The organism is Sulfurifustis variabilis (assembly GCF_002355415.1).
In the GTDB taxonomy this organism is placed as follows: Bacteria; Pseudomonadota; Gammaproteobacteria; order Acidiferrobacterales; family Sulfurifustaceae; genus Sulfurifustis; species Sulfurifustis variabilis.
The window spans coordinates 1,393,867-1,419,852 of record NZ_AP014936.1 but is presented as its reverse complement, the minus strand read 5'-3'; the positions used below and the strand labels follow the sequence as shown (position 1 = coordinate 1,419,852).

At 69.3% G+C, this 25,986-nt stretch carries 35 protein-coding genes and 1 pseudogene; 13 read left to right on the top strand and 23 right to left on the bottom strand.

What is annotated here, in order from left to right; genetic code table 11:
• Positions 1-65: 65 nt before the first annotated feature.
• The 3 genes from SVA_RS20010 (at position 66) to SVA_RS06940 (ending at position 1,479) form a co-directional block, all read left to right on the top strand.
• Positions 66-281 carry a hypothetical protein gene (locus SVA_RS20010; RefSeq protein WP_197703400.1) on the top strand — a complete coding sequence of 72 codons (216 nt, stop codon included), beginning with the start codon at positions 66-68 and terminating at the stop codon, positions 279-281.
• 82 nt (positions 282-363) lie between these two features.
• The gene (locus tag SVA_RS06945) at positions 364-780 is read left to right on the top strand and encodes an MbcA/ParS/Xre antitoxin family protein (protein WP_096460545.1); all 417 of its coding nucleotides are present in this window, start codon (positions 364-366) and stop codon (positions 778-780) included.
• A gap of 3 nt (positions 781-783) precedes the next feature.
• Positions 784-1,479, top strand: coding sequence for an RES family NAD+ phosphorylase (locus SVA_RS06940; RefSeq protein ID WP_096460544.1), 696 nt, complete (start codon positions 784-786; stop codon positions 1,477-1,479).
• A gap of 22 nt (positions 1,480-1,501) precedes the next feature.
• Here the strand turns inward: SVA_RS06940 and SVA_RS06935 are convergent, their stop codons facing one another.
• The 10 genes and pseudogenes from SVA_RS06935 to SVA_RS06890 all read right to left on the bottom strand — a co-directional run bounded on the left by SVA_RS06935 (position 1,502) and on the right by SVA_RS06890 (position 7,176).
• Complete coding sequence (locus tag SVA_RS06935) at positions 1,502-1,906, bottom strand: NfeD family protein (protein ID WP_096460543.1); 405 nt, start codon at positions 1,904-1,906, stop codon at positions 1,502-1,504.
• Between the two features lie 112 nt (positions 1,907-2,018).
• Positions 2,019-3,172, bottom strand: a pseudogene (locus SVA_RS06930) (AAA family ATPase).
• 12 nt (positions 3,173-3,184) lie between these two features.
• Positions 3,185-3,625, bottom strand: coding sequence for an FxsA family protein (locus SVA_RS06925; RefSeq protein WP_096460542.1), 441 nt, complete (start codon positions 3,623-3,625; stop codon positions 3,185-3,187).
• A 109-nt stretch (positions 3,626-3,734) separates the two neighbouring features.
• Positions 3,735-4,181, bottom strand: coding sequence for a c-type cytochrome (locus SVA_RS06920; RefSeq protein ID WP_096460541.1), 447 nt, complete (start codon positions 4,179-4,181; stop codon positions 3,735-3,737).
• A 111-nt stretch (positions 4,182-4,292) separates the two neighbouring features.
• Positions 4,293-4,748, bottom strand: coding sequence for a c-type cytochrome (locus tag SVA_RS06915; RefSeq protein WP_096460540.1), 456 nt, complete (start codon positions 4,746-4,748; stop codon positions 4,293-4,295).
• Positions 4,749-4,842: 94 nt separating this feature from the next.
• A complete protein-coding gene (locus tag SVA_RS06910; RefSeq protein WP_096460539.1) occupies positions 4,843-5,409 on the bottom strand; it encodes a sugar O-acetyltransferase in 567 nt (188 codons plus the stop codon).
• Positions 5,410-5,478: 69 nt separating this feature from the next.
• The gene (locus tag SVA_RS19920) at positions 5,479-5,727 is read right to left on the bottom strand and encodes a type 2 periplasmic-binding domain-containing protein (RefSeq protein WP_096460538.1); all 249 of its coding nucleotides are present in this window, start codon (positions 5,725-5,727) and stop codon (positions 5,479-5,481) included.
• 49 nt (positions 5,728-5,776) lie between these two features.
• Positions 5,777-5,953, bottom strand: coding sequence for a type II toxin-antitoxin system HicA family toxin (locus SVA_RS20405; protein WP_197703462.1), 177 nt, complete (start codon positions 5,951-5,953; stop codon positions 5,777-5,779).
• 32 nt (positions 5,954-5,985) lie between these two features.
• On the bottom strand, positions 5,986-6,207 hold the full coding sequence (locus SVA_RS06895) for a type II toxin-antitoxin system HicB family antitoxin (protein ID WP_420823876.1): 222 nt from the start codon (positions 6,205-6,207) through the stop codon (positions 5,986-5,988).
• Between the two features lie 66 nt (positions 6,208-6,273).
• Complete coding sequence (locus SVA_RS06890) at positions 6,274-7,176, bottom strand: LysR family transcriptional regulator (RefSeq protein WP_096460537.1); 903 nt, start codon at positions 7,174-7,176, stop codon at positions 6,274-6,276.
• A gap of 110 nt (positions 7,177-7,286) precedes the next feature.
• Between SVA_RS06890 and SVA_RS06885 the strand changes: the two genes are divergently transcribed.
• The 5 genes from SVA_RS06885 to SVA_RS06865 all read left to right on the top strand — a co-directional run bounded on the left by SVA_RS06885 (position 7,287) and on the right by SVA_RS06865 (position 11,487).
• Complete coding sequence (locus tag SVA_RS06885) at positions 7,287-7,988, top strand: pirin family protein (protein WP_096460536.1); 702 nt, start codon at positions 7,287-7,289, stop codon at positions 7,986-7,988.
• 18 nt (positions 7,989-8,006) lie between these two features.
• Positions 8,007-9,095, top strand: coding sequence for an alkene reductase (locus SVA_RS06880; protein ID WP_096460535.1), 1,089 nt, complete (start codon positions 8,007-8,009; stop codon positions 9,093-9,095).
• Positions 9,096-9,270: 175 nt separating this feature from the next.
• The gene (gstA, locus tag SVA_RS06875; RefSeq protein ID WP_096460534.1) at positions 9,271-9,879 is read left to right on the top strand and encodes a glutathione transferase GstA; all 609 of its coding nucleotides are present in this window, start codon (positions 9,271-9,273) and stop codon (positions 9,877-9,879) included.
• Between the two features lie 88 nt (positions 9,880-9,967).
• Entirely contained in the window at positions 9,968-10,369 is a 402-nt protein-coding gene (locus SVA_RS06870) for a DoxX family protein (protein ID WP_096460533.1), read from the top strand.
• 146 nt (positions 10,370-10,515) lie between these two features.
• The gene (locus SVA_RS06865) at positions 10,516-11,487 is read left to right on the top strand and encodes a glutathione S-transferase family protein (RefSeq protein ID WP_096460532.1); all 972 of its coding nucleotides are present in this window, start codon (positions 10,516-10,518) and stop codon (positions 11,485-11,487) included.
• A gap of 27 nt (positions 11,488-11,514) precedes the next feature.
• Here SVA_RS06865 and gluQRS read toward each other — a convergent pair whose 3' ends face one another.
• The 3 genes from gluQRS to SVA_RS06850 all read right to left on the bottom strand — a co-directional run bounded on the left by gluQRS (position 11,515) and on the right by SVA_RS06850 (position 13,235).
• The gene (gene gluQRS, locus SVA_RS06860; protein ID WP_096460531.1) at positions 11,515-12,414 is read right to left on the bottom strand and encodes a tRNA glutamyl-Q(34) synthetase GluQRS; all 900 of its coding nucleotides are present in this window, start codon (positions 12,412-12,414) and stop codon (positions 11,515-11,517) included.
• A 10-nt stretch (positions 12,415-12,424) separates the two neighbouring features.
• A complete protein-coding gene (locus SVA_RS06855) occupies positions 12,425-12,700 on the bottom strand; it encodes a hypothetical protein (protein ID WP_096460530.1) in 276 nt (91 codons plus the stop codon).
• Between the two features lie 118 nt (positions 12,701-12,818).
• On the bottom strand, positions 12,819-13,235 hold the full coding sequence (locus SVA_RS06850) for a GlcG/HbpS family heme-binding protein (protein WP_096460529.1): 417 nt from the start codon (positions 13,233-13,235) through the stop codon (positions 12,819-12,821).
• Positions 13,236-13,381: 146 nt separating this feature from the next.
• Between SVA_RS06850 and SVA_RS06845 the strand changes: the two genes are divergently transcribed.
• Complete coding sequence (locus tag SVA_RS06845; RefSeq protein ID WP_096460528.1) at positions 13,382-14,296, top strand: mechanosensitive ion channel family protein; 915 nt, start codon at positions 13,382-13,384, stop codon at positions 14,294-14,296.
• Between the two features lie 4 nt (positions 14,297-14,300).
• Here the strand turns inward: SVA_RS06845 and SVA_RS06840 are convergent, their stop codons facing one another.
• Complete coding sequence (locus SVA_RS06840) at positions 14,301-14,684, bottom strand: DNA-binding transcriptional response regulator (RefSeq protein ID WP_096460527.1); 384 nt, start codon at positions 14,682-14,684, stop codon at positions 14,301-14,303.
• A gap of 130 nt (positions 14,685-14,814) precedes the next feature.
• Here SVA_RS06840 and SVA_RS06835 point away from each other — a divergent pair, with 130 nt between their 5' ends.
• Together SVA_RS06835 and SVA_RS06830 are read left to right on the top strand one after the other, a co-directional pair.
• Entirely contained in the window at positions 14,815-15,618 is an 804-nt protein-coding gene (locus SVA_RS06835; RefSeq protein ID WP_096460526.1) for an OmpA family protein, read from the top strand.
• A gap of 12 nt (positions 15,619-15,630) precedes the next feature.
• Complete coding sequence (locus SVA_RS06830; RefSeq protein WP_096460525.1) at positions 15,631-15,843, top strand: hypothetical protein; 213 nt, start codon at positions 15,631-15,633, stop codon at positions 15,841-15,843.
• Between the two features lies 1 nt (position 15,844).
• Here SVA_RS06830 and SVA_RS06825 read toward each other — a convergent pair whose 3' ends face one another.
• Both SVA_RS06825 and SVA_RS06820 read right to left on the bottom strand, forming a co-directional pair.
• A complete protein-coding gene (locus SVA_RS06825; RefSeq protein WP_096460524.1) occupies positions 15,845-16,294 on the bottom strand; it encodes a thermonuclease family protein in 450 nt (149 codons plus the stop codon).
• 71 nt (positions 16,295-16,365) lie between these two features.
• Complete coding sequence (locus SVA_RS06820) at positions 16,366-17,193, bottom strand: PPK2 family polyphosphate kinase (protein ID WP_096460523.1); 828 nt, start codon at positions 17,191-17,193, stop codon at positions 16,366-16,368.
• A gap of 144 nt (positions 17,194-17,337) precedes the next feature.
• Between SVA_RS06820 and SVA_RS06815 the strand changes: the two genes are divergently transcribed.
• Positions 17,338-18,150 carry a fumarylacetoacetate hydrolase family protein gene (locus SVA_RS06815; protein ID WP_197703398.1) on the top strand — a complete coding sequence of 271 codons (813 nt, stop codon included), beginning with the start codon at positions 17,338-17,340 and terminating at the stop codon, positions 18,148-18,150.
• Between the two features lie 89 nt (positions 18,151-18,239).
• On the opposite strand, the gene SVA_RS06810 is transcribed toward SVA_RS06815, so the two are convergent.
• The 7 genes from SVA_RS06810 to SVA_RS06780 form a co-directional block, all read right to left on the bottom strand.
• Positions 18,240-20,921 (bottom strand): PAS domain S-box protein, encoded by a 2,682-nt coding sequence (locus tag SVA_RS06810; RefSeq protein ID WP_169923999.1) that lies wholly within the window; start codon positions 20,919-20,921, stop codon positions 18,240-18,242.
• An 84-nt stretch (positions 20,922-21,005) separates the two neighbouring features.
• On the bottom strand, positions 21,006-21,572 hold the full coding sequence (locus tag SVA_RS06805; protein ID WP_096460520.1) for an endonuclease dU: 567 nt from the start codon (positions 21,570-21,572) through the stop codon (positions 21,006-21,008).
• Between the two features lie 5 nt (positions 21,573-21,577).
• Entirely contained in the window at positions 21,578-21,952 is a 375-nt protein-coding gene (locus SVA_RS06800; RefSeq protein ID WP_096460519.1) for a phage holin family protein, read from the bottom strand.
• Positions 21,953-22,038: 86 nt separating this feature from the next.
• A complete protein-coding gene (locus tag SVA_RS06795; RefSeq protein ID WP_096460518.1) occupies positions 22,039-22,170 on the bottom strand; it encodes a DUF3096 domain-containing protein in 132 nt (43 codons plus the stop codon).
• 78 nt (positions 22,171-22,248) lie between these two features.
• Positions 22,249-23,670: an FAD-dependent oxidoreductase gene (locus SVA_RS06790; RefSeq protein WP_096460517.1), complete on the bottom strand. Its 1,422-nt coding sequence runs from the start codon at positions 23,668-23,670 to the stop codon at positions 22,249-22,251.
• Entirely contained in the window at positions 23,671-24,843 is a 1,173-nt protein-coding gene (locus tag SVA_RS06785; RefSeq protein WP_096460516.1) for a polysaccharide pyruvyl transferase family protein, read from the bottom strand. It lies immediately after the preceding gene.
• 29 nt (positions 24,844-24,872) lie between these two features.
• Entirely contained in the window at positions 24,873-25,613 is a 741-nt protein-coding gene (locus SVA_RS06780; protein WP_096462854.1) for a DUF72 domain-containing protein, read from the bottom strand.
• A gap of 132 nt (positions 25,614-25,745) precedes the next feature.
• On the opposite strand from SVA_RS06780, the gene SVA_RS19760 reads away from it, so the two are divergent.
• Positions 25,746-25,904, top strand: coding sequence for a hypothetical protein (locus tag SVA_RS19760; protein WP_169923998.1), 159 nt, complete (start codon positions 25,746-25,748; stop codon positions 25,902-25,904).
• Positions 25,905-25,986 lie beyond the last annotated feature (82 nt).

The following is a 25,986-nucleotide window of genomic DNA, read 5'->3' as shown; positions in this document are numbered from 1 at the left end:
TCCATCGGAACAACCGATACGCGGAAGAGAACCTCCTGCGTCCGCGCGGGATTGAAGGTTGGCGCGTGCACGCCGTGCGCAACGCCGACTCGCTCGGCGGGGACAGCGACACGCTCGCCTGCATTGCCGGCGGAATCGCCGAGGCCTGCTACGGCCCGGTCGAGACGGCCATCCGGGAAAAAGTCAGGACACTCCTGACCGACCAGTTGTGGCGGATCGCGGAGCGGTTTTGCAGCCGATACGGCGGGGACGCCCCTGCCGCTCTCCGGCCGCCCGGTTGAGCCCCGCGGTTTGGGGCCGCCTTGTGGCGCGGCGTACCGACTAGTACTATACCTGTACCAGACAATACGTTTCTCCCGCCCCATGACCGGCATCGCGCACGTCCAGCCCACGGTCCCGAAGGCGAACCTCGAGAGCCGTCCGGCTCGCGTGGCGCTCGCCCGACAGATCACGAAGCTCTTCGAGCTGTGGGCGCTGAGCGCCGTCGATCAGGCCGCGCTCCTCGGGCTCTCCCCCGACTCGCGCTCGGCCGTCAGCCGCTACCGCAAGGGCGAGCCCCTCGCCCCCAACCGCGACATGCTCGAGCGCGCGGGTCACCTGCTCGCGATCCACAAGTCCCTGCGCATCATTTTCCCGCACAACCGGGATCTGGTTTACCGGTGGGTGAGCGCGCCGAACCGCCGCTTCGGCGGACGCTCGCCGCTCGACATCATGCGCGAGCAGGGGTACCTCGGCATCGTCGCCGTGCGCCGCTACCTCGACTTCGAGCGCGGGCGCTAGCGCGTGCTGCCCGCGGAGCTGCTCGACACGGTCGTCCCGTTCGACGACGACGCCTTCCGCAACATCAAGTCGATCCGGGAGTCGCAGGACCTGTTCGACGACCTCTCTCCCTCCAAAGCCGATCGCGCCTGCGCGCAGGCGGCCTCGGAGGGGCCGGCGAGCGGCTTCCCGCCGTTGATCGCCCGGCCTTTCGACTACGGCACGGTCATCACCTTCCCCTTCGTCCCCGAGAACTGGCACGTCACGCGCTTCAGCGATGGCACGCTCTACGGCGTGTGGTACGGCTCGCTGGAGCTCGAAACGACCGTGCACGAAACGGTCTACCACTGGGTCCGCTTCGTGCGCGACAGCTTCCCGGATTACGACCGCGAGATCCGCGCGGAACGCCGGCTTTTCCGCGCGCGCGTGAACGCGCTCCTCGTCGACCTCCGCGGCAAGGAGGCGATGTTCCCGGGGCTCGTCGATCCGGACAGCTACGGCTTCACGCATCCGGTCGGGCGTTACCTGCACGAGCAGCGGCAGAACGGGCTGCTGGTGAAGTCGGCGCGCTGCGACGGGACCAACTGCAACGTCTTCGCGCCGGAGGCGCTTTCGAACGTGCGCGACGTGTGCTACCTGACGTACCGCTTCGTTCCCACCGCGACGCAACTCGCGGTCGAACGGGCGTCCGGAAGGCGCTGGTTGCGCCTGGCCGTCTAGCGACGACCGGTCGCCGTTCGTGTCATCCGCGTCGGTCGAGCGGCCGCACGCGCAGCACCAGACCTTCGATATCCGTTACCCGGATCCTGCGGCCGGCGGTCAGCCCGGGGGCATCCGCCTCCGCCGCGGTCGCGGTCCAGCTTTCCGTGCCGATCTGCACGTTGCCGAGATAGACGCCGTTCGCGTCCTGCCTGAACGGATACGCGACGACGCCCTCGCGCCCCACCATCTCCTCCCTGGGCGTGAGCGCCTGCAGGCGCGAATCCGCCACGAAAGCCAGAAGCGCGCCGGCGACGAAGACCAGCACGGCGGTCACGACCCCCACGTGCGGCCAGAGAACCGCCAGCGCGAGCAGCGGGAGCAGCGCTCCCAGCACGATCGCGGACACGACCCGGGGTTTCTTGCGCTTCGCGAGCGGATCCGTCATTGGCGCGCCCGGGAAACGACAGCCGTGCAAGGAACGGTGGAAGTGTGCGCCGCCATGCCTCTTCCCTTCCCCGCCCTCCTCCCGTCGAGCGGGACAGAATTTCGTTGAACCGCTAGCGGGCCGGCCAATGCCAGGCGGGACCGTCCAGCGCGCGCATGCCCGCGACACGCGTCTCGCCGAGCTCCTTCTCGAGCAGGATGGAGTGACAATCCGGCTGCTGCTCCAGGGCCGAGATCAGGCGCGAGGCGTGCGACACCACGAACACCTGCGATTGCCCCGCCGCGCGCGCGATCAGGCGCCCGAGGGCGGGAAGCAGGTCCGGGTGCAGGCTGGTCTCGGGCTCGTTGAGTACGAGCAGCTCGGGCGGCCGCGGCGTGAGGAGCGCGGCGATCCAGAGCAGGTAGCGGATCGTGCCGTCGGAGAGCTCCGCCGCCCGGAGCGGCCGGAGCAGCCCGTGCTGGTGCATCGTGGTCTCGAACCGGCCGTCCGTGTCGACGATCGAGACGCGGCACCCGGGAAACGCGTCCTCGACCGCCTCGTCGAGCGCCGCCGCGTCGCCGATCTCGCGGACGGTCTGCAGCGCCGCGGCGAGATCCGCGCCGTCGTTGCCGAGTATCGGCGTGTGCGTGCCGATCTGCGGCCTCCGCGCCGGCGCCGAGGCGTCCGTCCGGAAGTGGTCGTAAAAGCGCCACGAGCGGATCCGCTCGCGCAGCCTCAGCATCTCGGGCGCGTTCTGCGGATCGGCGAACTGCGTCAGCATGCTGTCGAAGGTCGGGAGGTGTTGCCCGATCGTCTTCCACTCCCCGTCGTCGCCCTTGATGCTCACCACCGGGCCGCGGCGATCGACCAGGAGCCGCGCCGGGCGCAGCACCGGGCCGCTCCAGATGCACTCGCGCTTGATCACGGGATCGAGGGCGAAGGCCGAGCGGCTCGGTGTCGGAAGACCGAGGTCGATCGCATAGCCGAAGTCCTCGCCGGCGAAGCCGAGGCGGAGGTTCACCGCGTCCCTGCGGGCCGTGCCCTCGACCGCGTGCTCGCCGCGCAGCACCGCGCGGCCGAACTTTTCCGGCCCTGCCCAAAGCGTCGACTGCAGCCCGCCCTCGCGCGCGAGCGACGGGATGACGCCGGCTCGGCGAGCAGCCGGAGCGCCCGGTAGACGCTGGACTTGCCGGTCCCGTTGGCGCCGGTGATCAGGTTGAGCCGCTGCAGCGGAACGACCAGGTTGCGCAGCGAGCGGTAGTGGGCGATGGCGAGGGTACTGAGCAGGACGGGGCTCCGTCAGTCGTCGCGGCGCGTCACTTCGCCTTCGATGACGCGCGGGCCGCGCCGCTCCGGCGCCGGCCCGACCGGCGGGCGCGGCATCAGCGAGGAGCCGACGAGCCGGCGGATCACCGCCCGGCGAATCCCGGGCACGAACAGGGCGAGGCCGACGGCGTCGGTAAGGAATCCGGGAAGCAGCAGGAGGCCTCCGGCCACCAGCAGGCCGAACCCCTCGAGCAGCGGGAGAGCGGGAAGCTCGCCGCGCGCGAGCGCGCCGCGCACGCGGTTCACCGTCACGAAACCCTGCAACCGCAGGAGCACGACGCCGACGAAGGCGGTGAGCACGACCAGCAGGACGGTGTTCGTCGCGCCGATGAGCTGCCCGACCTTCGCGAACAGATAGATCTCCGCCAGCGCGACGAGCAGAACGACGACGAAAAAGAGACGGAACACCGACATCAGCGAAGGGGGTCCGGGACACGCGATCGGGGCATTGTCGCCCATTTTGCCCGCAGTGTCCGCCGCAGCGGCCGCGTCTGCGCGGCCCGGCGGTCGCAGGGGCGAGCCTTCAGGAACCGGTCCCTGATTCCTTCTTCGCGCGGAGCTCCTCGACGCGCTTCTCCTCTTCCTCGCGGATGCGCTCGAGCATCTCGGCGTCGGGGTCCTCCCAGCGTTCTCCCGCCGCACGCGCCATGTACGCGGCGGCGCGGCCGAACTCGAGCAGCGACAGGTCGGGCCTTCCGCCTCCCGGCGGCATGGCCCGCACGCCGACCCAGGCATGGGCGGTGAGCACGGCCTGCCCCTCCTCGACGAGCGGTGCCCACGCCTTCCGGTCGCCCAACCGGGGCGCGTTGGCGACGCCCGTCGCGTGGCACGCGCTGCATGTCTCCCGGTAGACCTGTTCTCCGGACAGGGACGTCTGCGCGGCGCGCTCGTCGGTCGCGCATCCCACTAGCGCGAGAACGAGCGCCGTCGCGGCCGACGTGCGACGCGCAACCCTCGTGCGCCTGCGCATTGCCCGTGCCTGCACCTCTGCCTGCTCCTCTACCCTTCGTGATTCAAACGCCGAGCGTCCCCTTCTCCGCCCGCGCGACCGAACGGAGACCGACGCCTTCGTGAACCGGGATTACTTCGCCTGCGCCACCATGTAGTCGACCGCGGCCTTCACCTGCTCGTCGCTGAGCGACATGTTGCCGCCCTTCGGCGGCATCACGCCCTTCTTGCCGGTGTAGCCCTTGATCGAGTGCTCGTAGAGCACGTCCTTGCCCTGCGCGATGCGCGGCTCCCAATCGGCCTTGTCCCCGAGCTTGGGCGCGCCCGCCACGCCGGTCGCGTGGCACGCGGTGCAGGTCTGCTTGTACACGTCCTCGCCCTTCGCGGCCGCGCCGCCCGCGGCCGCCGGCGCGGAGGGCGCCTGGGCCTGCTGGCCGGCCGCCGGCGCCTTGTCGGGCGTCGTGGCCGCCGGTGCAGCGGGCGCCGAGGTCGCGGCGGACTGTTGCGTCGACGTCTGCGGCGCTTCTTCCTTGCTGCAGGCGGCGAGGAGCGGAAGAAGCAGGAAGGGAATCAGTCTGCGCGTGCGCATGGGAGAACCTCCGTGTCGGGAGCGCGAAGCATAAACGGCCTGTTTCAACGTTTTCAACGCGAGGACCGGCCGGTCGCCGCACGGCATCGCGTCCTCACGCCCCATTCCCGGCTTCGCGCAGCACCTTGCAGGGGTTTCCGGCCGCGACCACGCCCCCCGGGATATCCGTCGTCACGACGCTCCCTGCCCCGATCACGGTCCCGGATCCGATCGTGACGCCCGGCAGGACGATGGCTCCGCCCCCGATCCAGACGTCGTCGCCGACCGCGATCGGTCTGGCCAGCTCGAGGCCCAAGCGGCGTTCGGCGACGTCGAGTGGATGCGTCGCCGCATACAGCTGCACGGCAGGCCCGAAGAGGACGCGGCTGCCGATGCGCACGGCGGCCGCGTCCAGGATGACGCAGTTGAAGTTGAAGAAGACCTTGTCGCCGACCGCGATGTTGCTGCCGTAGTCGCAGAAGAAGGGCGGTTCGATCCACACGTCGTCGCCCACCGCGGCGAACAGCGCCCTGATGATGCGCGCGCGGACTCGCGGGCGACCGGGCCGGGAGCGGTTCAGCGCCCTGAGGAGAAGCCGGGCGTGCCGCCGTTCCTTCGTGAGCTGCGGGTCCGCGGGATCGTAGAACTCTCCCCGCAGCATGTTGAACTTCTCGCCTTTCATCCGCCCTCCTGGCGATGCGCCTCCGTCGGCTCCCGCAGGTCTTCCCGATGGGATGCGAACGCCCTCCCATTATCCTCCAGACCTCGCGCTCGGCACCCTTGTCGAAGTCGGGGACCCGTGATTGGACCAGGCGACGGAAGAGGAACGGACCGGCGCCTGAAACGGCGGCAGGTAGCCGACGCCGAGCCCGGCGCGCTGGAGGGCGATCTTCCAGTACATGTCCGGGACGCTGAGGACGTCCTGTCCCGAGAGCATGCCCGAGGTGCGCGGCGGCAGGTTGCGCGAGCTGTCGGCGGCGGCGATGGAACGGTACTTCATGATCTCTTCGGGCGGGACGGGCTCGGGGGCGCAGCAACCCGTATCCGGATCACAGGTCCTCTGGTTTGAGTCCGGTGTGCTTGGCGATACGTGCGAGCATCCGAGGACCGATCTCCTCACGTTCGTGAAACGCGAACACGAAGTCCGGCCAGTCGGGCCGGAAAAGCGTCTTATGGGAGCCTGATTGACGTTTGATCTGCCAACCGATGCGTTGTAGAGCGGACAGGACGCGAGCGGCCTTCGTCGAAGGCTACTGACTCATGCTCCAGCGACCGAAATGCTGATATCGACCGGACGGGCTTCGCCGTGCTCCAGGCGCTCGGCCAGGACGCGAAGCGCCAGCACTTCGGTCTTGGCCATAGCCTCCTCCGCCGTGCCGCCGTAGGCCAGCACGCCCGGCAGCTCAGCCACCTCGGCGAGCCAACGACCGTCTTCTTCCTGCTCAACTTCGATACTGTATTTCACAGCGAGCCCTCTCATCATCGAGCATGGCCATTCTAACGAGTTCGCGCCCGCCGAACCCCTTATCTCAGGATCCCCTATATCTTAGCCAAGCAATGCCTTCTGCACCTTCCCGTCCGCCAGCCGTCCGACCCACCAGTCCAGCGCCTTCCCCTTGTGTCCCGTGCGCCACGCGATGTACATCGGACCCGCGGGCTTGGGCTCGACGACCCGCTTGACGACGAGCCGCCCGGCGGCGACGTCGTCGCGCGTCATGTGCAGCGGCAGGTAGCCGACGCCGAGCCCGGCGCGCTGGAGGGCGATCTTCCAGTACATGTCCGGGACGCTGAGGACGTCCTGTCCCGAGAGCATGCCCGAGGTGCGCGGCGGCAGGTTGCGCGAGCTGTCGGCGGCGGCGATGGAACGGTACTTCATGATCTCTTCGGGCGGGATGGGCTCGGGGGCCGTCGCCAGCGCGTGCGTCGGCGCGACCATGAAGGCCCACTCGACCTGCCCGAGCGGGCGCGTGACGTAGCCGCCGCCGGGCGGGCCCTCGGCCGGCGCGCCGACGACGAGGTCCGCGCGCCCGCCCATGAGCGCGTCCCAGGCGCCGCCGTACACCTCCGCGCTCATGCGCAGCCGCGTGCCGCAGGCCGCGCCGTAGAACTCCTCGACGAGCGGGATCAGCCGATCCCAGGGAATCACGTCGTTCACGGCGATGCGCAGCTCGACCTCGTATCCGGTCGCGACGCGCTTCACGCGCGCTTCGAGCTCCTGGGCGGCGCTGAGCAGGTGCTGCCCCTCGCGCAGGAGCTCCCTGCCCGCATCGGTCAGCACCGCACGGTGTCCGCTGCGGTCGAACAGGGTGACGGACAGGTCTTCCTCGAGCTTCTGGACGGTGTAAGTGACCGCGGAAGGAACGCGGTGCAGCGCCTCGGCGGCGGCCGCAAAGCTGCCTTTGCGCTGGATGGCGTCGAGGACTTCCAGGGCCTCCAGAGTCAGACGCACGTGTTCAAACCTTTTGAACGATATTTGCGGAATTTTTCGCTATCAAAGGGGGCAACCGCAAGCCTAATCTGCACGAAATCGTTCAAACGCACCGAACAACCGGAGGTCCAATGATCCAGATACGTCGAAGCGAGGAACGGGGACGGGCGAACCATGGCTGGCTGGACAGCCGCCATACGTTCTCGTTCGCCGATTACCACGACCCCGCGCACATGGGCTTCGGGCCGCTGCGGGTCATCAACGAGGACCGCGTGGCGCCGGGGGCCGGATTCCCGACCCACGGGCACCGGGACATGGAGATCATCAGCTACGTGCTGGACGGCGCGCTCGAGCACAAGGACAGCCTGGGCACGGGCTCCGTCATCCGCCCGGGCGAGGTCCAGCGGATGTCGGCGGGCACCGGGGTGCGGCACAGCGAGTTCAACCCGTCCCGGACGGAACCCGTCCACTTCCTGCAGATCTGGATCGAGCCCGAACGCGAAGGCGTGGCGCCGAGCTACGAGCAGAAGGCGTTCGGCCCCGCCGAACTGGACGGCAAGCTGCGCCTCATCGCCTCGCCGGACGGCCGGGAAGGCTCGGTGACGATCCATCAGGACGCCCGGATCTACGCAGCCCGGCTGAACGGTCAGGGCCCGGTCGTGCATCGGCTGGCGCCGGGGCGCCGGGTCTACGTGCAGGTCGCGCGCGGCGAGGTCGATCTCAACGGGCAGCGCCTCGCCGCCGGTGACGGGGCCGCGGTCTCGGCCGAGGCCGAACTGAAGCTCGTCGCGTCGCCGGGCACGGCCGAAGTGCTCGTATTCGATCTTCCCTGAACAAACGGAGATACAACAATGAACGTAAACGATTTTTTTACGCCGGTGAAGGCCGGCGGCCTGGTATTGCCTAACCGGATCGTCATGGCGCCCATGACGCGGAGCCGCGCCGACGATGACGGCGTTCCGACCGATCTCGTGCCGGTCTACTACGCCCAGCGCGCGTCCGCCGGGCTGATTATCACGGAAGGCGCCTTTCCCTCCGCGATGGGCAAGGGCTACGTGCGCACGCCGGGCATCGCGACCCCCGCGCAGGTCGAGGGCTGGAAGAAGGTCACCCGGGCGGTCCACGCGCGCGGCGGGCGGATAGTCCTCCAGATCATGCACGCCGGGCGCATCTCGCATCCCCTGCACCTCCCGGGCGGCGCGATGCCGGTCGCGCCTTCGGCCGTCCGGCCCGAGGGCCAGTCCTACACCGTCGAGGGGCTGAAGCCGCACCCGACGCCGCGCGCCCTCGAAACCGCGGAGATCCCGGGCGTGATCGCGGAGTACGCCCGGGCGACGGAGCGCGCGCTCGCTGCGGGCTTCGACGGCGTCGAGTTGCATGCGGCCTCGGGATACCTGCCGGAACAGTTCCTGTCCTCGAAGACCAACCGCCGTACCGACGCCTACGGCGGCTCGGTCGCGAACCGGGCGCGCTTCGTGCTCGAGGCGCTGGAGGCCATGAGCGCGGTCGCGGGCGGCGAGCGCGTGGGCGTCAAGATCGCCCCGGAGCTCGGTTTCAACGACATCGCGGACGAGACGCCCCGGGACACCTACGCACAGCTGGTCAAATCGCTGCGTCCGCTCGGCCTCGCCTACCTGCACGTCGTGCAGACGAGCCCGGCGACCGACTACCACGCCCTGCTCCGCCCCCTCTTCGAGGGCGCCTACTTCGCCGGCGGCTCGCTGACCCGGACCGCCGCCGGGGCGCTCCTCGCGGACCGGCGTGCGGACGCCGCGGTGTTCGGCAAGCTGTTCCTCGCGAACCCGGATCTTCCGCAGCGCTTCCGCCTGGAGGCACCGCTGAACGAGCCGGACCCCGCGACCTTCTATACGCCGGGGCCGGAGGGCTACGTCGACTACCCGAGCCTGCGGGACGCGCGGGACGTGCACGAGGCGGCGTAGTGCGCGAGACGGCCTTCGTTGCCTTGCGCCGCAAAGCGGAAGTACCGAACCCGCGTCGTGGCGAGGCGCGGACGCGACGACGCCGTCTCGTTTACGGTCGCATGGCGCTTGCTTCGCCGCGCCCGTAACGACAGGCGAACCACTGACATTCCTTACACAGGAGAGGTGACCAGCGATGAAACTCTATTTCTATCCCGGCGCATGCTCGATGGCGCCCCATATCGTTTTGCGCGAGCTCGGACTGACGTTCGACCTGGATCAGGTGGACCTGCAGGCGAAGAAGACGAAGGGCGGCGAGGACTTCGGCGCGGTCAACCCGAAGGGCTACGTCCCCGCGTTGCGGCTCGACGACGGGGAGGTGCTCACGGAAGTGGCGGTCGTCCTTCAGTACCTCGCGGACCTCAAGCCGGATGCGGGACTGCTGCCGAAGGCGGGCACGATGGAGCGTTATCGCGTGCTCGAGTGGCTCAACTTCATTTCGTCCGAAGTGCACAAGCAGTTCAGCCCGTTCTTCAACCCGAAGATCACGCCCGAGTGGCGCGCGAACCAGTTGAACCTCCTCGGCCGCCGGTTCGACTACCTGTCCGCGCGACTCGGCGACAGGCCGTATCTCACCGGTGCGGCCTTCACGGTCGCCGACGCCTACTTGTTCACGGTCCTGAACTGGCACAAGCTGTTCGACATCGATCTCGGCAAGTGGCCGGTACTGAAGGACTACCACGCGCGCATCATGGCGCGGGCGTCCGTCAAGGATTCGCTGCGGGCGGAAGGACTGGCCAAGTAACGGGCACCGCGAACGGTCAACGGGCAAGGAGGCAGACATGAAGGCGACGGCATCGACTCAACCATTGATAAACAGCGGAGGGCAAAGCATGTCGGGTGTGACGCAGTTCGCGCCGCTCATCGGGCGCATCCTGGTCGCGGCGATCTTCCTCTGGTCGGGGATCGGCAAGATCGGCGGTTTCGCGGGGACCCTCGGGTACATGCAGTCGAAAGGCGTGCCGATGGCGGAGATCGCCCTCGTCGTCACGATCCTCGTCGAGATCGGGGCGGCGCTCATGCTGATCGTCGGCTGGAAGGCGCGCCTCGGCGCGGCCGCCCTGCTGATCTGGATGATCCCGGTCACGCTCGTCTTCCATGCCTTCTGGGCGGTGCCGCCCGATCAGGTGCAGATGCAGACGATCCAGTTCTTCAAGAACCTGGGCCTCATGGGGGCGATGCTGCTGATCGTCGGCTTCGGTTCGGGGCCATACAGCCTCGACACGCGGCGGTGACGGCGCCTATTGCTCTCGCGATCCTCTCCCGCTCAGCGAGAAAGGGATCGGGACGAGTGAACCACGTTTCAATAAATTCTCACCGACTCCCCCTCTCCCGCGGCAGCGGGAGAGGGATGGGGTGAGGGTCTCTAAGGCGAGGCACGATGGGATACCTGAAAGAAGGCGTTTGGCACGAAGGCTGGTACGACACCTCCCGAACCGGGGGGCAGTTCGTCCGCGAGCAGTCCAAGTTCCGGCGCTGGATCACCGCCGACGGGTCGAGCGGCTTTCCGGCGGAACCGGGCCGATACCATATATATGTATCGCTCGCGTGCCCCTGGGCCCACCGCACCCTGATCTTCCGCAAGCTCAAGGGCCTGGAGTCCGTCGTCTCGTGCTCCGCGGTGGATCCCTGGATGCGCGCGAACGGCTGGGAGTTCTCCGAGCCGGACCCCCTCACGGGCAAGCGGTATCTGCGGGACATCTACCTGCTCGCCGCGCCCGACTACAGCGGCCGGGTGACCGTGCCGGTGCTGTGGGACACGAAGACGCGGTCGATCGTCAATAACGAGTCCGCTGAAATCATCCGCATGCTGAACGGCGAGTTCGACATGCACACCGACGTGCGCACGGACTACTACCCGCGCGAGCTGCGGAGCGAAATCGACGCGATAAACGAGTTCGTGTACACGGAGATCAACAACGGCGTCTACCGGTGCGGTTTCGCCACGCGTCAGGACGCCTACGAAGAGAACTTCGATCGGCTGTTCCGCGCGCTCGACGAGGTGGAAGCGCGCCTCGGGCGGCAGCGCTATCTGGTTGGCGACCGGCTGACCGAGGCCGACTGGCGGCTTTTCACGACGCTGCTGCGCTTCGACGCGGTCTACTACAGCCACTTCAAGTGCAACCGCAACCGGATCGAGGACTACCCGAACCTCTCGAACTACGTGCGAGACCTCTACCAGGTTCCGGGCGTCGCCGAGACGGTCGACATGGACCAGATCAAGCGGCATTACTTCGCGAGCCACACGCACCTGAACCCCACCGGCGTCGTGCCGAAGGGGCCGAGTACCGACTTCACCCGACCGCACGACCGCGGCCGGTTCGCCGCGGCGAAGCGCTCGGCTCGCGCCTGAGGGCGGAGACGCTCGGAGGACGAGCCGCTATGGAAACCGCATTGCGGCCGTGCGGGGAACGGCCGCGGCGTGCCAGTGGGCGATGGCCCAGTCGCGGATGACCGCGACAGGCGCGGTGCGCAGGTCCGCGGGGGGCTCCTGCCCCAGGAACCAGAGGGCGTCCCACCAGAGCTCGCTCGCGTGTTCGATCCGCACGGGCTCGGCGCCGGTCTGCTTGGAGAGCTTCGCGCCTTCCGCGTCGACGGCGATGGGGAGGTGCGCGTACGCCGGCGTCGGCAGGCCGAGGAGCCGCTGCAGGTGTATCTGGCGCGCCGTCGAGCCGAGCAGGTCGGCGCCGCGCACGACATCGTTGACGCCCTGCGCCGCGTCGTCGACGACCACGGCGAGCTGGTAGGCGTAAAAGCCGTCGGCGCGCCGAAGGACGAAATCGCCCACGTCCCGCTCGAGGCGGCTCTCGACCCGCCCCTGCATCCGGTCCTCGAACGCGATCGCGGCGTCGTCGGTGCGCACGCGCAGCGTTCTCCCCTCGCGGCCGGCCGGCACGCCGTTGCGGCAGGTGCCGGGATAGACCGGCCCGTCGACGCCGGCGACGGCCGAGTCGGCGATCTCGCGCCGGGTGCAGCCGCAGGCGTAGAGCACGCCCAGACGGCGCAGCTCCGCGAGCGCCGCCTCGTACGCGCCCTGCCGGCGGCTCTGGTACACCACCTCGCCGTCCCAGTGCAGGCCGAACGCGTCCAGCGTGCGCAGGATGTCGCCGGCCGCGCCGGCCGGCTCCCGCGGCGGGTCGAGGTCCTCGATGCGGACCAGCCACTCGCCGCGCCGCGCGCGCGCCTCGAGAAAGCTGCCGACGGCGGCGACGAGCGAGCCGAAATGCAGGGGACCGGTCGGCGAGGGCGCGAATCGCCCCCGGTACATCGGCCGCGTCATGCGTCGGCGGTCAGCGCCGGGCGGTCGGCGGTCGCAGCCGGGAGGGCGCGAGCGCGACGAGCAGCACGACCGAGACGGTGACCCAGAAGAGCACCTCCAGGATCACCTCGCCGACATGCTGCGCGGCCTCGCGCGAGCCGGCGAGCGCCACCGCGAGCGAGTCGGGCGCCGGGAGCACGCCGTAAATCGAAACCCAGGCGACGGCATAGGCGAGGGTGACGGCGAGCGCCTTCTTCGTGCGCGTGTCGAGCCAGTCGTGCAGCGCATGGTGCAGGAACTTGATCATGGTGCGGATGCGACGCTTCTTGGAACGGGAACGGTGGGCGTCTAGATAATAAGACCGGGAACCACCGGCAAGCGTTTGCCGACACCTGGCGAATCGGGCGCGACATGCGGACGCCGGCTTACGCGAGCGCCTCCGCCCCCGCCCGGGCGACCCGCGCGTCCTCGTCGGGCTTGACGCCGCTGACGCCGATCCCGCCGACGATCTGCCCGCCCGCGAGCAGCGGGATCCCGCCTTCGGCGGGCAGCAGATCGGGGAATGCGAGCGGCGAAAGGCGGCCGGCTTTCAGCGCCTCCTCCCACAATCTGCTCTCGCGCTTGAAGAGCACCGCCGAGCGCGCCTTGCCGATCGCGACCTTGATGCTGCCGAGCTGCGTGTCGTCGAGCCGCGCGAACGCGTAGAGATGCCCGCCCTCGTCGACGACGGCGATCGCGACCGGCCAGCCGTTCCTGCTCGCCTCGGCCTCCGCCGCCGCCAGGATCGCCCGCGCACCCGCGAGCGTGAGCCGCGGCCGTTCCACCGTTCTGGTCTCCGTCATGTCGAGCGCTCCTCCGCCGTGATCGCCGGCATCATACCCCATGGGCACCGGGCGGGCGTCGGCGCGGCGAATCGGCCCGGGTCCCCCGTTCGGCCCTCTGTGTTATCTTCCCACGGCTCTGAATACGCCTTTTCGAGGAGGAGCGGATGGAAGTACTCGAACGAGCCTTCGACAAGATCGACTGGGACCAGGTCTGGACCGCGCTCTGGCACATCGTGCTCATACTCCTCGTCGCCTGGATCGCCATGCAGGCCGCGAAGTTCGCCCTGGGCCGTCTGGAATCCGTGCTCATCCGGCGCGGCGAGGCGGCCGGCGAAGTGCCGACCGAGTCGCGCAAGCGCGCGGAAACGCTCGCGCGCCTGCTCGAGCAGGGCGTACTGATCCTCCTCTGGGTGATGGCGGTGCTCGTGATCCTGCTCGAGATCGGCGTCGAGATCGCGCCGCTGATCGCGGGCGCCGGCGTCGTCGGTCTCGCAGTCGGCTTCGGCGCGCAGAACCTCGTGAAGGACGTGATCTCGGGGTTCTTCATGATCCTCGAGAACCAGATCCGGGTCGGCGACGTCGTCGTCGTGAACGGCACCGGCGGGCTGGTGGAGATGATCAACTTCCGGACGCTCATGCTGCGCGACCTGTCGGGCACGGTGCACATCATCCCGAACGGATCGATCGAGACGCTGGCGAACATGACGTACGTCTGGTCGGCCTACGTCCTCGACGTCGGCGTGGCCTACAAGGAGAACACCGATCGCGTGGTCGAGATCATGCGCGCGGTCAGCGCCGAGTTGCGACGGGACGAGCGCTTCGGACCCAACATGCTCGAGGACATCGAGGTCTTCGGCGTCGACAAGTTCGACGACTCGGCGGTCGTCATCAAGGCGCGCATCAAGACGCTCCCGATCAAGCAATGGGAGGTCGGGCGCGAGTACCGCCGTCGGCTGAAGCAGGCCTTCGACCGGGAGGGCATCGAGATCCCCTTCCCGCACCGCTCGATCTATTTCGGCGAGGCGAGCAAGCCGATCCTCGCCGAGGTCCGGGCAGGTCAGCCGGCGGCGAACGCCTGACGCCTCAGGCGAGCGCCGCGCGCAGCCTGTCCGCGTCGATCGGAAAGGCGAGCGTCGCGTGCACCCGAAAGCGCGCGGTGAGGCGCGCGAGCTGCCCGGCGTGCTCCGCCTCGTGGAACACGATCACCCGAACGGCGGGGGCGCGCTGCAGGACCGCCAGCAGCGACTCCAGGCTGCTCGTGCGGTCGCGAAAATCCGACTGAAAGTTGAATTCGCACACGACGACCGCGGGCACGCGCTCCTTGAGAACGGCGAGGGCTTTGCGCACCGAGGTCACGGAAACGTACTCGTAGCCGGCCGCCTCGTAGAGCGGCGCGAAGCTCGGATAGCCGCCCAGCTCGACCACGGCGAGCAGCAGCGGGCGGCCGGTCGGCGGTTCGGGCGACACGGTAGGCTGGCGGGATTGGACCGGGTGCAAGAATAGATGCAATTCGAGCACCGTTGAAGCACGCCGACGACGCTCCTAGACTGACTTCGCCCCTGGGGAGAGGGACAACGTCGAACACGGAGCGTTTCCGATGCACGTGACCCGGGTGTTTGCCTGCTGCGCACTGATCTCCCTTTCCGGTTGCGCCACTTCCACGTCCACCGGCCCTTCCCCGTATCCGGGCTACGCGGTGTCCGACGTCAGCCAGGTCGTCCGGACGGGCAACGACGATTGCCTGCGCGCGGGCACGCCCGATCCGTCGGTCGTGGTGGGCGAATGCGAGCCGGAACGCGTGGCCCGACAGGCACCGCCCGCCGAGCCGCCGCCGGCCGCCGAAGCCCCGCCTCCCGAGCCGGCCGAGGTCGCCGCGGCGCCCGAGCCGGCGCCTCCGGCGGAGGCCGAACCGCCTCCTCCCGCCGTGAGCGCGCCCCTGGCACCCGAGGGCACCGAGCAGACCGCCGCCGCCCCGCCGCCGGCCGAGCCGGCCGCGCCGCCCGAGCCCGAGCGGACGCTGGAGCAGATCGTCCTCGGTACCGACGCCTATTTCGGATTCGACCAGGCCGAGCTCACCGATCAGGCCAAGCGCAAGCTCGACACGATCGTCGTGGAGCGCGCGCGCACCGCCGAGGACCCCAAGGTCCGCATCGTGGGCCACGCGGACCGGATCGGCGAAGCCGGCTACAACATGAACCTCTCGCAGCGCCGGGCGGACGCCGTGCGCACCTACCTGGTGGAACAGGGCCTGAACGAGGCGGCGATCGAGATCGACGCGCGAGGGGAAACGGACCCGATCGTTCAGTGTCAGGGTCAAACGGGCGCGAGCCTCATCGACTGCCTGCAGGTGAACCGGCGCTCGGAGATCGAGTTCTCCGCCCTCGAGCCCGTCGAGCGCTGAAAGGAGCGTGACATGAACGTCTTGGTTGGTACGGTGATATCGGCCGCGCTGGTCGTGGCGGCCGGCTGCGCGCAGATGCGCCCGTCCGACACGGCGCGCGAGGCGCCTGCCTCCGCGCCGGCCGGCGGATCGCCGATCCTGCGCGGCGAAGAGGCGCCGCCGATGCCGGAGCAGATACCGCCGCTCCCGCCGGACGCCGGGCAGACCGACTTCCCGACCCTCTGAGTCAGGGCTCGAACGCGCGCGGCGACAGGGGAAAGCCCCAGACGCCGACCCCGCGCGAGCGCGCGATGCGCTCGAGCGCGACGTACTCGAAGGGCGCGTCGGGAAGCGCGAGCGCCCAGCCGCGCTCGACCAGGTACGCGGCGAGATCGTATCCCCCGCTCTCGCACCGCGCGGAGTACGTACCGTCGGCATTGCGCTCCAGCGGCGTGCAGCGCACGAAGTCCTGTATGCGGAACTCGAGGGCGAGCGCGGCGCGCGAGGCGCAACGGATAGGAACCTGGTACGTCGCGCAATCCTGGCCGGTATTGGGAATATGGATGCCGTAAAGCCGCATGGTCCTGCCCTCGATGCGCAGCGTCGCATCGTCGTTGACGAAGGCATTGCCCGACAGCTCCGCCGCCTGGGCTGCCGCCAGCGGCAGCCAGAGCATCCACCATCCCCATCGCGTCATTTACGTACGTCCTGCGGGCGGCCTGACGAGGCGTTCGCCGACGCTCGCCGCGGGCATCGCTCCTCTCCCGCTCACGGGATGACGATGGCCGCCGGATCGAAGGCGGGCACGGGGTAGCGCAGATCGAGCGCCTCGATCGCGCGCACGATCACCGCGCCCACGACGAGATCGCGGTACCACTTGCGGTTGGCGGGCACGAGGTACCAGGGCGCCCACGCCGTGCTCGTCGCGGCCAGCGCGTCCCCGTACGCCTGCATGTAGGCGGGCCAGCGCAGCCGCGCCTCGAGGTCGGCCGGGTCGAACTTCCAGTGCTTGTGCGGCGCATCGAGTCGCGCCTGCAGCCGGCTCCCCTGCTCCTCGCGGTCGATGTGCAGCAGGAACTTGAGAATCACGGTGCCGTGGGCGGCGAGCGCGCGCTCGAAGGCGTTGATGTGCTCGAAGCGCTCGCGGCACGCCGCCTCGTCGACGGTGCCGAGCACCCGCGCGGTCACCACGTCCTCGTAATGGCTGCGGTTGAAAATGGCGATCTCGCCGCGGGCCGGCGCGTGCGGGTGCACGCGCCAGAGGAAGTCGTGCGCCAGCTCCTCGGGCGTAGGCCGCACGAAGCACTTCACCCGGACGCCGAGCGGGTCGACGCTCTGAAACACGCGGCGGATGACCCCGTCCTTGCCGCTCGTGTCCATGCCCTGGAGCACGATGAGCAGCGCGTACCGGCGGTCGGCGTAGAAGAGGTCCTGTGTCTCGTCGAGCCGCTCGGACAGCCACTCGGCATACTCGCGACCCTCGTCCTTGTCGCCGTCGAACACCGACGTGTCGTTCGGATCGACGTCGTTCAGATGGATCGGGCGGCCGGGCCGCACCCGGTAGACGTCCGGGTCGCGCAACAGCGTCTTCGCCATCTCGTGCTCCTCCGCGCTCGCGTCAGCGAGTCTACACCCGGTCCTCCGGCGCAACGAGTCTGCTATGCTGAATCCCCTGCCACGAGGGTCCGTAATATGCGCCTTGTCACCTGCTTGCACGAAGGCCGGGCACGTGTGGGGGTCGTGCGCGAGGATCGTATCCGGCTGCCCGTGATCGAGGACTGGTCCCGCGCGATGATCCGGCTCATCGATGCCGGGCCGGCGGCATGGGCACGGCTGGCCCGGGCCGGCGCGGACGTCGAGCTCCCGCTCGCCGAGGCGGAGCTGCTGGCCCCCCTGCCCCGGCCGCGCAAGAACATCATGTGTCTCGGCTGGAACTACGCCGAGCACGCGCAGGAAAGCGCGGCGTCGCAGGGCCGCGAAGCGAAGCTCCCCGAGCACCCGATGGTGTTCACCAAGAACGTGACGAGCGTGAACGCCCCGTACGGGGAGATCCCGTGTCACGACGGCGTGACCGGCGAGCTCGACTGGGAGGTGGAGCTGGGCGTGATCATCGGCAAGGGCGGGCGCGGGATTCCGCGCGAACGCGCCCTCGATCACGTGTTCGGGTACACGGTGATCAACGACATCTCCGCCCGCGACCTGCAGTTCCGCCACAAGCAGTACTTCATCGGGAAGAGCCTCGACGGCGCCTGTCCCATGGGTCCCCTGATCGTGACCGCCGACGAGATCCCCGATCCGCAGGCCCTGTGGCTCCGGAGCTGGGTGAACGGCTCGCTCAAGCAGGACTCGAGCACGCGCCACATGATCTTTCCCGTCGCCGAGATCATCCACGTGCTCTCGCGCGGAATGACGCTCGAGCCCGGCGACGTCATCGCGACCGGCACGCCGAGCGGCGTCGGCTTCGCGCGCACGCCGCCCGAGTTCCTGAAGCGCGGCGACGTCGTGGAGTGCGAGGTGGAGGGGATCGGGCGCCTGCGCAACCGGATCGTGTAGAAAATCGAATTTCGAATGCGCGATGCCCGATGTCGAATCGAGGCGCGCGCTTCGCGCGCCTCGCCCATTCGAACTTCACGATTCCGCATTCACGATCGCTTTTCGCCTGCGTCGAGGATCGCGATCAGATCGTCGAGCTCGAACGGCTTGAGCAGGTGATGATCGAACCCCGCGTCCCTCGACTGCTCCCGGTCCGACTCCTGTCCGTAGCCGCTCAACGCGATCAACAGCGTATTCCGCAGCCGCGGCTCCTGCCGCAGGAGGCGGGCGAGCTCGTAGCCGTTGAGGCCCGGAAGCCCGATATCGAGGATCGCGACCTCGGGCACCGTCTCCAGCGCGGCCTTCAGTCCCTCGCTGCCGTCGTACACGGTATGGACGTCGTGGCCGAGATCGCCGAGCAGGAACGCCAGCGAGTCGGCGGCGTCGCGGTTGTCCTCCACGATCAGTATGCGCCTGCGGGCGTGCGTGCCGTCCGCGGAATCCTGTTGCGGCGCGCGCTCCTCGCTCCGCCCCGCGTCCAGCAGCGGCAGCGTGACCGTGAATTCGGCGCCCTGTCCGGGCCCGCGGCTGGCGGCGCTCACGCGCCCGCCGTGCAGCTCGGTGATGGTTCTCACCAGGGTGAGGCCGATGCCCAGGCCGCCCTTGGAGCGCGCCAGCGTCCGGCCGCCCTGCACGAACAGATCGAAGATGTGCGGCAGCAGGTCCGCCTTGATGCCTTCGCCGGTATCGCGCACCCGGACCGTGACGGTCTCCTCTCCCGGCAACGCGGCGATGTGGATGCTGCCGCCGGCCGGAGTGTATTTGACGGAATTGGTGATGAGGTTTGCGACCACCTGGACCAGGCGCGACGCGTCGCAGCGGACGATCAGCTCGCGGTCCGGCATGTCCACCCGCAGCAGGTGCCGCTGCGCGTCCACGGCGCGGCGCGTCATCTCGACCGCCCGCCACACGATCGTCCGCAGGTCGCAGCGCTCGAAGTGGAGCGCCACCTTGCCCTGCGCCACGCGCGAGAGGTCGAGCAGGTCGGCGACGAGATGGTCGAGGTGCTCGAGCTGGCGCACGATCGCGTCGCTGGCCCACTTCAGGCGCGCGTTTCCGCCGGCGTTCATGCGCACGATGTCGGCCGACGTCCTGATCGGCGCGAGCGGGTTGCGCAGCTCGTGGGCCAGGGTCGCGAGGAACTCGTCCTTGCGGCGGTCGGCTTCGGCGAGCTGCTCGGCCCGCTGCGCCAGATCGCTCTCCAGGCGCTTGCGCTCGGTGATGTCGCTGAAGGAGATCGCGACCCCGTCGCCGAGCTTGACGGCCATATTGCGGAACCAGCCGCGGATGCCCTCCGCATCGTAGTAGAGCTCGATGTCGTGGGGCTCGCCGGTCTCCACCACCCGGACGTAGCGCTCGAAGAGGCCGCTCCGGCTCCGGTTTCCGGGCAGCTCGTCGAGCAGCCGTTTGCCGGTCAGCGCCTCGACCGTGCTGCACAGCATCCGGGCCGCCGCGGGGTTGACGTAGGTCCACTGGAAATCGCAGATCCGGTTCTCCCGGTCACGGACGGCTTTCAGTATGGTGAACCCGTCGAGCGACAGCTCCTGCGCGACGCGAAAGCGCTCCTCGCTCTCTTTCAGCGCCTCCTGCGCGCGCTTCTCGTCGTCGATGTCGGTGCAGATGCCGGCCCATTTCACGATCTGCCCGTCGCCGTCCCGGATCGGCGCGGCTCGCCCGCGGAACCACCGGTAAACGCCGTCGTGCCGGCGTATGCGCGCGTCGACGTCGTACGGATGCGCGCCGCCGGTGCGCAGGCTCTCGTTCCACTCGGCCATCAGGCGGTCGCGATCGTCCGGATGGAAATACGCGAGCCAGTCGAGCCCGTAGGAACTCCCGGGCCCGTCGCCGATGTAGTCGTACCAGACGCGGTTGAGGTAGTGGTTCATGCCGCGCGCATCGGTCTCCCACACCACGTGCGGCATGCCTTCCGCCAGCCCGCGAAACCGCTCCTCGCTCTCGCGCAGCGCGTCTTCGGCCCGCTTCCGCTCGCCCATGTCGAGGCCGAGACCGATGTACACGTCCTCGGAAAACCGGACGTTGGCCCACGTGCTCTCGATGCACCCGCCGTTCTTCGTCGCCATCCGGAAGTCCCGCCAGCCCGCCTGCGGCGACAGCATGAACCCCCGCACCTGCTCGCGATAATCGGGGTCGGGATAACACTGCGCCATCAGGTCCATCCCCGCCGCCTCCTCGGTGGACCATCCGGTCATCCGCTCGAATTCCTTGTTGACCCGCAGGATCTTCGTGCTCGGCTGCCAGATCGCCATCATCACGGGAATGCGGTCGAAGACCTGCTGCAGCATCGCCACCTCGGTGCGCAGCGAGTCCACCTGCTTGCGCTCGGTGATATCGGTGGAGATGCCGCACACGGCGCTGACCCGGCCCGCGGCGTCCCGGAGGGGGAACCTCACGGCAAGAAACGTGCGTCGCTCGCCGTGCAGCTCCATTTCTTCTTCGCAGGTGTGCGGCTCGCCCTCTTCGATCACCTGGCGGTCGTGGGCGCTGAGTCGGTCCGCCATCTCCCCGGGAAGCAGCTCCTCGTCGGTCTTGCCGACGATGTCCGCGCGTCGCCGGCGAAGCACCTCCTCGAAGGTCCGATTGACGAGGAGATAGGTACCGCTCCGGTTCTTGACGTAGATGGCCGCCGGCGTGTGATCGAGGATCGCCTCCAGCGCATCGGCCCCGTCGAACCATCGATCCTCCTGCGTGTGTCGCGCTGCGTCGCCGGCCATCGCCAAGCCTCGATCGGGAGGGCCGTCCATGATACCGAGTCGCCCTGCAATAATTCCCATGACAAGGACGCAGGAATGCGCCGTTCACGCGCGATGCCGGCTCTCCCCGGTCGCGATCCCGCCGGCGATGAGGTGCGCAGTTCGCAACGGCTCGGGCAGCGCACCGTTCCAGGTTGTCGCCCGGATGAGGGCCGCCGCCTCCTCGAGCGACAGGCCGGCGCGCTGCACATGGAGGCCGGCCACCGGTTCCATGGGCCCGGCGTCCTGGATGAGGCTCCATTTGCGCTTCCCTCCGCCGACGCGCAGAAGGAGCGCGCGCCGGATGGCGGCGAGATCGGGGCGCCTGCGGGCGACGACGAGCACCGGCAGCCGGAGGCCCTCGTGCAGCGCGCGCAGGTCGACGACGTTGAACCCCGCGAAGGCGATGCCCTGCAGCAGCACCGCGTGCAGGTGCGGCCTGAAGCGCGATTCGCCGACGAGCCGGATGAGCACCGCCGTGCTGTTGCGCCCGTCGCGCCGCACGGCGCCGCTCAGCACTCCGGCGAGGCACCTGCCGGCGTAGACCGCGCCGACGACCAGGACGTCGCCGCGGTGCGACCGGGGAAACGGCGCGTCGTCGAAGCCCGCGACGTGCGACCAGCGCCTCGCCATGCCCCTCAGCGCCGGACGACCATCACCTCGTACCGCCCGCGCGGGCCGATGAACCAGGAGGCGAACCAGCCGGTGACGCTCACGATCAGCGCCCCGAAGAGCGCCGACCAGAAGCCGGCGATGTGAAATCCGGGCAGGACGAGCGCCACGAGACCGAGCATCGCGGCGTTGATGACGAGCAGGAATATGCCGAGCGTGATCACCGTGATCGGCAGCGTCAGCACGACGAGCACCGGGCGGACGACCGCGTTGACGATTCCGAGCAGGAAGGCCGCGGCGATCAGCGTGCCGACGTTCGCCACGTCGATTCCGGGCAGGACGGCTTCCGCGAGCCAGAGGCCGACGGCACCGATGAGCAGACGGAGGAGCAGACCGGGCATATCCAGACTCCGATTTTCAGTGCGTGATATTCGACGTCGAATGGCGGGAAGCCGCGCGCGGCGTACCGCAATTCGGCGTCCGCGCGTCAGCGAACCAGCCCCAGGATGCCGATCACGATCAGATAGACCGCGACGATGTAGTTGAGCAGGCGCGGCACGATGAGGATCAGGATGCCGGCGACGAGGGCGACGACGGGCTGGAGCGCAACGACGGTCATGGGTCACCTCTTCTTGTTGATTGACGGAACCGACCCGCCGCCAGCCTAGCACGGCCGGGCGGCATCGGACGACTCGGTTCACACCACCTCGCGCAGGTTGGCGCCCTGGCGCTTCAGCTCGCGCTGCACCTCGCGGTGGGGCACGTCGCGCGGCGGGGATTGCCGTCCGGCCGCCAGCGCCGCGCACACCCCCGCCGCCTGCCCCGTCGCCATCGCGACCGGCATCACCCGGTACGACGAAAGCGCCGTGTGGGAACCGGATATGCAGCGGCCCGCGACGAGCAGGCCCTCGACCTGGCGCGGCAGCAGGGAGCGGAGCGGGATGTCGTAGGCGTCGCCCCGCGGCACGCGCCGGAGCAGGGTGCCGCTTCCGCCCGGGTTGTGGATGTCGATCGGATAGGTGCACCGCGCGATCACGTCGTCGAACTTGCGCGCCACGAGCACGTCGTCCGCGGTCAGCTCGTAGTCGCCCCGTATCCGGCGCGTCTCGCGCACGCCGATCGCCGTGCCGCTTTGCGCGACGTAGCTGTGCTTGAAGCCGGGCACGTGCTTGTTCAGAAAGGCGGCGATCTGGCGCATCTGGCGCCGGCTCTGCCACTCCGCGTAGGTGAGGTCCCAGACGTCGGTGCCGAGCACGCGCGTGACGCGCGTGGAGTTCACGCTCACCTCGCGGGGGTGCGGCGTCGCGAAGAAGAGCAGATCCTCCCGGGGGAGGTCGAGCTCGCCGGCGTCGGCCGCCTTGCGGATCAGATCCCAGAGCCCGTGCACGCCGCGCCACTGGTCCGGGTGCTCCCGGATGTACTCGACGAAGTGCTCGCGCTCGAACTCGACCATCCGGAACATCAAGGTCATCGGCTGCGTCAGCCCGTCCTCCGGCCTGCCGATCTCATGGGGCGCCCCGGCGCGCGCGGCGATGTCGCCGTCCCCCGTGCAGTCGACGATGGCCTTCGCCCGCACGACGACCGGGCCGGACTTGGTCTCGAAGACGACGCCCTCCGGCCTGTCCTCGCCGATCACGTCGCTCGCGAACGCGTGGAACAGGAAGCGCACACCGGCCTCGTCCAGGAGATCGAGGGCGACGAGCTTGAAGAGCTCGGGGTCGAAGGGCACCACGTAGCCCGTGTGCAGCGTGGGCGGCAGCGCCCCGCCGGCCTTCACGAGGCGTTCGAGCAGCGTCGCCAGCGCCCCGGCGAGCACCGGGTCGCCGGGTCCGTGGTCCGTGGGCAGCAGCGTGTCCTCGTCGCCGGTCGGCTCGGCGGGCGGGTGCTGCGTGTGGAAGGACATGAGCGGCATCACGAGGGCCGCCGTGGCGTTGCCGCCGAGGAAGCTGTAGCGCTCGGCCAGCACCACCCGCGCGCCGGCGGCCGCCGCTCCGAGCGCGGCGCCGAGACCGGCGGGGCCGCCCCCGACGACGAGCACGTCCGTGTCGCCGGCCAGCCGCGCGCGTCGCGGCTTGAGCGGAATGGAGAGCTCCTCGGACGGTCGCTCGAGCGCCGGCATTCAGGCCCTCGCTTCGGTCACCGCCGCCGCGCTGCGCGCGGGGCGGCCGGTGAGCAGACGCACCGCGATCTCGTTGGTCTCGAGGGCGCGCTTCTGCAGCGCCGGCACCAGCTTCTTGATGCTCTTCTGCAGCGCCGCGCGCCGGTCCCAGTACTGGTCGATGTAGGCGAGGAGCCGGCCGGCGTTCACCTGGTGCAGCGGCGGCACGACCATTTTCATGTCCGCGAGAAAACCCTCGACCTTGGACGAGTACGGCAGCGCCACGAACGGCACGCCCTGCAGCGCGGCGAAGATCAGGAAGTGCAGACGCATGCCGACGGCGAACGCGAGACGCCCCACGAGCGAAAGCATCTGCCCGGAGCTGTACTCGCCCTTGAGCACGGTCGCGCGCTGCGCGCGCAGCATCTGGGCGATGACGGCGTGGCAATGGCGCACGTCGAGCATCTTCGGCTCCATCGGAATGAGCACGACGTCGGCGTCGAAGCGCTCGACCATGTAGTCGGCGGCGTTGGCGAGCAGCCCGTGGTACACCGCCTCGTCGATGTCGGGCGCGGCGGCGCCCGGCTCGCGCACCGACATCCCGATCAGGCGGCGCGCCGGATCGAGCCCTTCCCGCTCTAGCGCGCCGGGAGCGAGCGGCTCCGGCTCGAGCAGCAGCGCCGGGTCCGCGGTGACGACGATGTCGCGCTTGACGCCGATCTCCTCGAGCACCTTGAGCGCGCCCGGTTCGCGGACGGTCACGACATCCACCCGCGAGAGCGATTCGCGCACGAGTTTCTGCGCCTCGGGCGTCTTCAGCGGACCGGCGCTGATGGCGTACGTCATGACCGGGACGCGCTTCTCGAGCGCGAGATCCACCTCGCGCAGGTAGACCTTCGCCTCCTCGTCGAAGAGGATCCCGCCGCCGCCGAGGATGAGGAGGTCCAGCCGCTCGATCTCCGGGCGCACCGCGTCGCGGGCGAGGCTGCGCGCCGGCACGACGCGCGCCACCCCCGGATGCCGCCGGCGCGTGTCCTCGGCGTCGCGCGAGAACACCGTGATCTCGACCGGCAGCGAGCGGCGGAGTTGCGCGACGATGCCCTGGAGGATCGCTTCGTCGCCGAGATTGAGGCCGCCGTAGGAACCGGAAATACCGACGCGATAGACCTCGGGGGTCTTCGTTTGCTGCTGCATTGCGCTTTTCGTCCCTGTGCGCCGCGTCGCTACGCGACCGCGCGTTGTCCGATGTCGCCGGCGTAACGCCGGAGGTCCGCGGCGTTACGCACCGCGTACGCCTCGGCGTCGTTGTTGAAGTACGCATACACGTCGATGCCGTCGGCCATCCAGGCCCGGATCCGGCGCGCGTGCGCGGCCAGCGCCTGGGCCGAGTAGCTGCCGCCGTAGCGCTCCCCGTGGAAGCGCAGGTACGCGAAGTCGGCGGTGAGCCGGCGCGGGTGATCCGCGAGCATGTCGTGGACGCAGAGCGCCACGTTCCGCTGCGCGAGCAGATCGAACACCGGCTCGGTCAGCCAGCTCGGATCACGGAACTCGATCGCCCAGCGTAGGCCCTCCGGCAGGCGCGCCACGAAGGCCTTCAGGCGCTCGGGGTTGGCGTGCCAGCGCGGGGGCAGCTGGACGAGGACGGGGCCGAGGTGCTCTTTCAGCCTGCGCGCCCGGGAGGTGAAGAGCCGGATGGGCTGCGCGGGTGCGCGCAGGCGCTTGCGGTGCGTGCCGTAGCGGCTGAATTTCAGCGCATAGAGAAAACCCGCCGGGGCCGCCTGCTGCCAGGCGTCGAATACACCGGGCCCCGGCAGGCGGTAAAACGTGTTGTTGATCTCGACCGTGTCGAAGTGACGGGCGTAATGCCCGAACCAGAGCCGCTTGGGGAGGTCCTCGGGGTAAAACCGGCCCTTCCAGTGACCGTACTGGTAGCCGGACGTGCCGACGCGCAGCTTCCCGTTCACCGCGGCCGCCGGGCGCAGCCCGTCGGCCGCATCGTCGCGAGCGGCGGAGTCCGTGCACAAACGCCGTGGTGGTCGTTGCAACCCTGAATCAATTGCGGCATTCTGGCGCCGCGCCACCCACGGAAGAACCGAGTGATCGAAGACATCTGGTGGATGATCGCCCTCGCCTGGAGCACCCTGGGACTGCTCGTCGCACTGGTCCTCGGGCGCATCCTCCGGCACTCCACGACAGTTCCCGAAGAGCCCCCTACCCGCAGACGCAGCGCGCGCCGTTCGAGCGCAGCAGGCTGAGGGCTCTTTCAGGCACCATTCCGCCGCGGGCGCTCCTCGCGGCCGCTGCCGCTTTCCCCGCGCACCCGGCTACCTAACCATA

Bases quoted from the DNA above. Each gene is read 5' to 3' on its own strand.
- SVA_RS06925 (WP_096460542.1), bottom strand. From the start codon at position 3,625: ATGTCGGTGTTCCGTCTCTTTTTCGTCGTCGTTCTGCTCGTCGCGCTG.
- SVA_RS06830 (WP_096460525.1), top strand. From the start codon at position 15,631: ATGAACGTCTTGGTTGGTACGGTGATATCGGCCGCGCTGGTCGTGGCG.
- SVA_RS06825 (WP_096460524.1), bottom strand. From the start codon at position 16,294: ATGACGCGATGGGGATGGTGGATGCTCTGGCTGCCGCTGGCGGCAGCC.
- SVA_RS06910 (WP_096460539.1), bottom strand. From the start codon at position 5,409: ATGAAAGGCGAGAAGTTCAACATGCTGCGGGGAGAGTTCTACGATCCC.
- SVA_RS06785 (WP_096460516.1), bottom strand. From the start codon at position 24,843: ATGCAGCAGCAAACGAAGACCCCCGAGGTCTATCGCGTCGGTATTTCC.
- SVA_RS06885 (WP_096460536.1), top strand. From the start codon at position 7,287: ATGATCCAGATACGTCGAAGCGAGGAACGGGGACGGGCGAACCATGGC.
- SVA_RS06935 (WP_096460543.1), bottom strand. From the start codon at position 1,906: ATGACGGATCCGCTCGCGAAGCGCAAGAAACCCCGGGTCGTGTCCGCG.
- SVA_RS06795 (WP_096460518.1), bottom strand. From the start codon at position 22,170: ATGACCGTCGTTGCGCTCCAGCCCGTCGTCGCCCTCGTCGCCGGCATC.
- SVA_RS06865 (WP_096460532.1), top strand. From the start codon at position 10,516: ATGGGATACCTGAAAGAAGGCGTTTGGCACGAAGGCTGGTACGACACC.
- SVA_RS06800 (WP_096460519.1), bottom strand. From the start codon at position 21,952: ATGCCCGGTCTGCTCCTCCGTCTGCTCATCGGTGCCGTCGGCCTCTGG.
- SVA_RS06850 (WP_096460529.1), bottom strand. From the start codon at position 13,235: ATGACGGAGACCAGAACGGTGGAACGGCCGCGGCTCACGCTCGCGGGT.
- SVA_RS06870 (WP_096460533.1), top strand. From the start codon at position 9,968: ATGTCGGGTGTGACGCAGTTCGCGCCGCTCATCGGGCGCATCCTGGTC.
- SVA_RS19920 (WP_096460538.1), bottom strand. From the start codon at position 5,727: ATGAAGTACCGTTCCATCGCCGCCGCCGACAGCTCGCGCAACCTGCCG.
- SVA_RS06945 (WP_096460545.1), top strand. From the start codon at position 364: ATGACCGGCATCGCGCACGTCCAGCCCACGGTCCCGAAGGCGAACCTC.
- SVA_RS06845 (WP_096460528.1), top strand. From the start codon at position 13,382: ATGGAAGTACTCGAACGAGCCTTCGACAAGATCGACTGGGACCAGGTC.
- SVA_RS06920 (WP_096460541.1), bottom strand. From the start codon at position 4,181: ATGCGCAGGCGCACGAGGGTTGCGCGTCGCACGTCGGCCGCGACGGCG.
- SVA_RS06855 (WP_096460530.1), bottom strand. From the start codon at position 12,700: ATGATCAAGTTCCTGCACCATGCGCTGCACGACTGGCTCGACACGCGC.
- SVA_RS06820 (WP_096460523.1), bottom strand. From the start codon at position 17,193: ATGGCGAAGACGCTGTTGCGCGACCCGGACGTCTACCGGGTGCGGCCC.
- SVA_RS06790 (WP_096460517.1), bottom strand. From the start codon at position 23,670: ATGCCGGCGCTCGAGCGACCGTCCGAGGAGCTCTCCATTCCGCTCAAG.
- gluQRS (WP_096460531.1), bottom strand. From the start codon at position 12,414: ATGACGCGGCCGATGTACCGGGGGCGATTCGCGCCCTCGCCGACCGGT.
- gstA (WP_096460534.1), top strand. From the start codon at position 9,271: ATGAAACTCTATTTCTATCCCGGCGCATGCTCGATGGCGCCCCATATC.
- SVA_RS06805 (WP_096460520.1), bottom strand. From the start codon at position 21,572: ATGGCGAGGCGCTGGTCGCACGTCGCGGGCTTCGACGACGCGCCGTTT.
- SVA_RS06895 (WP_420823876.1), bottom strand. From the start codon at position 6,207: ATGAGAGGGCTCGCTGTGAAATACAGTATCGAAGTTGAGCAGGAAGAA.
- SVA_RS06880 (WP_096460535.1), top strand. From the start codon at position 8,007: ATGAACGTAAACGATTTTTTTACGCCGGTGAAGGCCGGCGGCCTGGTA.
- SVA_RS06915 (WP_096460540.1), bottom strand. From the start codon at position 4,748: ATGCGCACGCGCAGACTGATTCCCTTCCTGCTTCTTCCGCTCCTCGCC.
- SVA_RS06810 (WP_169923999.1), bottom strand. From the start codon at position 20,921: ATGGCCGGCGACGCAGCGCGACACACGCAGGAGGATCGATGGTTCGAC.
- SVA_RS06835 (WP_096460526.1), top strand. From the start codon at position 14,815: ATGCACGTGACCCGGGTGTTTGCCTGCTGCGCACTGATCTCCCTTTCC.